This window comes from Heliobacterium mobile (assembly GCF_009720735.1).
In the GTDB taxonomy this organism is placed as follows: domain Bacteria; phylum Bacillota; class Desulfitobacteriia; order Heliobacteriales; family Heliobacteriaceae; genus Heliobacterium; species Heliobacterium mobile.
Genome location: NZ_WNKU01000061.1, coordinates 1 through 4543, shown reverse-complemented (window position 1 = coordinate 4543; position 4543 = coordinate 1). Strand labels below are relative to the sequence as shown.

Sequence of the window (4543 nt, the reverse complement as noted above, 5' to 3'; positions counted from 1 at the left end):
CCTGCGCCGATGGTACTTGGGGCGTTGGCCCCTGGGAGAGTAGGTCGTTGCCGGATGAAAGCAAAGAACCAATGATGCAATGTCATTGGTTCTTTGCTTTTTAAATTTATCCTTTACGCTCGATTCGATATATGGTTTGGCATAATGCCGGATTTAATGGCGGAAGATGAATAGTAAACGAAAAAAGGGACACCTGCAGAAGGTCATCCCTTTCGAAAACGTCTATACTTACCGGTATTTACAAAATCATCATAGCGACGAGACCGCTTACCACACCTATGAAAGCTACCGCAGCTATGGTAAACTCCAAGACCTTTGTCGGGAAGGCCCGCTTGACGATCAGCAAGGAGGGTAAACTAACTGCTGGAAGGGTCATCATCAAGGTTACCGCAGGGCCTGTACCTAGACCAAAGTCCATCATAGTCTGTACAATGGGAATCTCGGCGGCAGTGGGAATAACAAAGAGGGTACCGGCGACAGCCAGACCGATCAAGGTCAAGATGCCGTTACTCGTTTCTGGGTCAATAGCTGGGAACAACCATGCCCGAAAGGAACCTAGCAATAATACAACGATCAGGTACGCAGGGATTGTATCGATAATAAGTTTCCAGAGAGCATTCATCCAACGGATGAAAAGGGATTTTAACTCTGGGGGCGAAGTTTGTTCTTCCGCCTTATAGTCTACCGCGTGCAACGATCCATTATCGGGTGATTCTGTATGGAGCCGGTTGGCAATCGTCCCTACGGCAAGGACTAAAATGATTCCTCCAATGAGACGGAACAAAGCGAACTTCCATGACAGCACAAATCCCATAAAGATAATGGTTGCGGGATTGAGTACAGGATTCGCTACGAAAAAAGCCAATGCCGATCCTACTGATGCGTATTGGTTTCGAAGACCGACGGTCACCGGTGCGGCGCAGCAAGAACACATCATACCTGGTAGAGCCGTTGCGGTGGCTAATACCGTACTCTTGAAACTCTTCTGGCCTAAGGATTTATGAACCCAACTGATGGGGATAAGAACCTGAACTAAAGACCCTAATAGAAGACCGAGCAAGACGGCTTTCCAGACAGATTTAAAATAGTCGGTGGCATACCCTATCGCTGATTCCCATGACGGTGCTGGTGCAACGGCGACCTTGCCACTTATGATAGACGCACCGATAGAGTGGGTCGTAGCGGCCGTAAAGGCTTTTGCATAATAAGGGTTCCACTTGACATAAAAAAGTCCGATGACGGCGATCATAAGGAAAGTTATGGGAAATATCAGTGTTCGTGAGGATGTTCCGGGGGATAGGACAGAGTGGATATTATCGGGTCCTAGACTTTGTTGTTGCTTTTGAGTCATTATTATCTATCCTCCTATAAAAATGAATCCTGCCCCAAGGATGCTGTTTAATGATACCACGAGAGAGGCAAGATTTTAATTAAGAAAAATAATACAAGCACAAAATCGCTCGGGAACACTCAATTATGGGCGATAAAAAAGACCTGGTCAGAGGGTTATGATGATCGACTCGAATAGAAAACGCCCCCATCATGCTTAATGATGAGGGCGTTTTTTCTAACTCACAAAGGATTAGTCTTTATCCTTATCTCCGTCGGGATGGTTACCTTTAATCCCTTTGTTCACTTTTCCTTGTTTTTCTTTAACTTGGGCTATATGTATGTCGCGGACTGCTTGATTCAGTTCTTTGGGGCTGACTTGATTAAGTACGCCTTGGCTGCGCAGGTAGTGTTTCATTTGACCAGGATTAATCTTGTATTGGACGCAGGATTTTATCATCGCATCGGATTGCTCCGTTGTTAACGAAAAATCTTTGCAAAGATCCACCATCGCTTTTACCTGTTCATCAGTTGCCAGTGTTCCCAGAGTATTCCGTACTAGAGCTTCCAAGGCAGAGTCAGTGGTGGTAGATTCACTTTGATTGCTTGTATTTTGATTTCCTGAAGTCGAAGTCGTGCTGTTAGAAGAGTTGGTCGTAGAACTGGCAGAGTCAGTCGAGCCACCAGTAGTTGTTGCTGTATTTCCGTTGGACGTGGTATCTGTGTTACCCTCGGACGTCGTGTTCGTTGTGGTTGTGGAAGTGTTGCTCTGCGACGTGGTAGCCGTTGAATCTGTCGCAGCAGTGTTTGTAGAGGTGGTCTGAACGTTTGTAGTTGAAGTGGGTGAGGTAATCTCCGATAGGCTGCCAGATACGGCGGCACTGGCTGCTCCAGCTACACCCATAATCAGGATACCGGCTAAAGCTTGTGTCAAAGTGCGTTTCATTTAGTCCATCTCCTTTTTTGTTTATCCCGGTTTCACCTAGTCATCCGACCCTCAGAGATATTTTCAGGGGGTAGGGTCTTAAATTTTATTTTTGGATTATTTTCCTTCAATAGTCCCCCCAGAAAAGCGGTCTCTAATTCGGATAAAACCAATAGAAGGCTCGAAAAGAGGTGGGATTACGGAAGGGATAAACTTAATTGCGCGGATACATCAAGGGGATGAACCTTCTCGAGAACAGTTGATCGCTGACTATAAAGACCGGATTGTAGCGATTGCCTCTCGGATTTGTAAACGACCCTTACATTGGAACAACGATGATGAATTAAGCGTTGCTCTTATCGCCTTTAACGAGGCTATTGATACCTATCAAGCGGAAAAGGGTGCAGCCTTTACGACTCACGTCCACAATATCATCCGCTTTCGTTTGATTGATCACTTCCGAAGGGAAGAACGAAACCGTCATATATCTCTAGATGGTTGGAATGAAAGTGAACAATCGAATCGGATTGAACAGGCATCATCTCTAGAGGCATATCGAGATAAACAGGAAGTTGAAGAGCGGGAAATGACCATGAGCCTTTTCGTCGAAGCCCTGCAAGACTTCGGAATATCTTTAGATGATCTTGTACGAACATCTCCGAAACATAAAGACACAAAAGCGAATCTAATTCGGGCCGCGAGGCTTCTGGTGGCCAACACCGAGTTACGCCGGCGGTTCTTTTCTACCCGGCAAATCCCCATGAAAGAACTGGTTGTTCTTAGTGGGCTCAGTCGAAAAGTGTTAGAGACCGGTAGAAAATATATTGTCGCCGTAGCGATTGTGCTGGCTGATGACGAGTTTCGTTTTGTCCGGTCGTTCCTGACTTTATCTGAATAGAGATAGGAGGTGAAAATATGGGGAATACAAACGTCATCATCGTTCAGGTTAACGAAAAAGACATGGTGGTGTTGAGCGAAGCTGGAGATTTTCTGCGTGTTCCGAGACCCATGGAAGCAGTTCGAGCCGGACAAACTTTCTGCATCGCCGCGAGAGTAGATGAGCGAGAGCAATGGACTGACTGGATAGAAACGTTAAAGAAAAAAATGACTACACAGAGGCGATATTGGGCTGCAGCGGCGCTAATGCTTATTGCTATAGGATTTAGCTTCGTTGCAAACGAAATTACGCCTCAGCCTGCGGTCGCATCCATGGTTGTCGATATGGGCCCGAAAATTGAATTGCTAACAGATGACCAAGGGCGGGTAATCGAAGCGAAGTCTGACTCGGTCGCCGGAGAACGTTTGCTAAAAGGTGTGTCAATCGATAAGTTACCGGCTGAAGAGGCGCTCTCTATACTCGTACATAAGGCGGTAGCAGATGGTCTGGTGTACGATAAAGCAGAGCGGCAACCAGCGATCGTGACATGGTCTCCATTACCGGGTCATTTGGAATATGTTCCGCCCTTATCTCAAGAAATGTTACAGCATCAACTAGAGGATACACTGAACAAATTGAAAGAGCCCAATATTCAAGAGTCTACTCATCAGGAAGAAGCTTTACCAAGTAAGGAAAGCGCAAAAAAGGATGGGAGGAAGGATTATCTGAATCTGAAACCCCATAAAGATGACGAATCTATAATCAATAAAGAAGTTAATAAAGAAGAAAAAGTAACAAAAAAAAGTGTAAAAAGCGATGCTAACAGCTCTGTTGATAACGACTCTAATGGAAACAAAGAAAGGGAAGAAGGAAGAAATGAAAAAGGGCTGAACAAAGAAAAGGGCCAAAAAAAACATTAACAACAATTCCCATTTGATTCTGTTGTATAAAACTGATAGAATCTATCAATGTCACACGGCGATAGGGTAAAAAACAAATAAAATACCTATTGACGACTAAGACAATAGATGATAAGATATGTCTCGTTCGCTGCTCGAGCGAACGAGACATCTGGTCCTTGAAAATCAAACAGTTGTAAGCAAAAGCGTGCGAGACCAAAGTCAATTCGGCCCGCGAAAGTGGGACGGACATTTTCTTGAGAGTGAATGACTTCTGTTACAAGAAGCCTTAACTCGATAAGAAACTTTAACAATAGAGCTTGACTCAAGCTTATCTACATTTTATGTGGAGAGTTTGATCCTGGCTCAGGACGAACGCTGGCGGCATGCCTAACACATGCAAGTCGAACGGAGAGCTAAAGTTTCGATGGAGGCTCTTAGTGGCGGACGGGTGAGTAACGCGTGGATAACCTGCCTGAGAGTGGGGGATAACAGCCCGAAAGGGCTGCTAAT

General features: G+C 45.2%; 4 protein-coding genes and 1 rRNA gene. 3 read left to right on the top strand and 2 right to left on the bottom strand.

Going from position 1 to position 4543, the window contains the following annotated elements:
- Positions 1–238: 238 nt before the first annotated feature.
- Both GJ688_RS19185 and GJ688_RS19180 read right to left on the bottom strand, forming a co-directional pair.
- Positions 239–1351 (bottom strand): permease, encoded by a 1113-nt coding sequence (locus GJ688_RS19185; protein WP_155478110.1) that lies wholly within the window; start codon positions 1349–1351, stop codon positions 239–241.
- 231 nt (positions 1352–1582) lie between these two features.
- Positions 1583–2275, bottom strand: coding sequence for a hypothetical protein (locus GJ688_RS19180; RefSeq protein WP_155478109.1), 693 nt, complete (start codon positions 2273–2275; stop codon positions 1583–1585).
- Between the two features lie 91 nt (positions 2276–2366).
- Between GJ688_RS19180 and sigI the strand changes: the two genes are divergently transcribed.
- The 3 genes from sigI to GJ688_RS19165 all read left to right on the top strand — a co-directional run.
- Positions 2367–3152: an RNA polymerase sigma-I factor gene (gene sigI / locus GJ688_RS19175; protein WP_155478108.1), complete on the top strand. Its 786-nt coding sequence runs from the start codon at positions 2367–2369 to the stop codon at positions 3150–3152.
- A gap of 17 nt (positions 3153–3169) precedes the next feature.
- Positions 3170–4051 (top strand): anti-sigma-I factor RsgI family protein, encoded by an 882-nt coding sequence (locus GJ688_RS19170; RefSeq protein WP_155478107.1) that lies wholly within the window; start codon positions 3170–3172, stop codon positions 4049–4051.
- A gap of 322 nt (positions 4052–4373) precedes the next feature.
- Positions 4374–4543 (top strand): 16S ribosomal RNA (locus tag GJ688_RS19165); the annotation flags it as partial.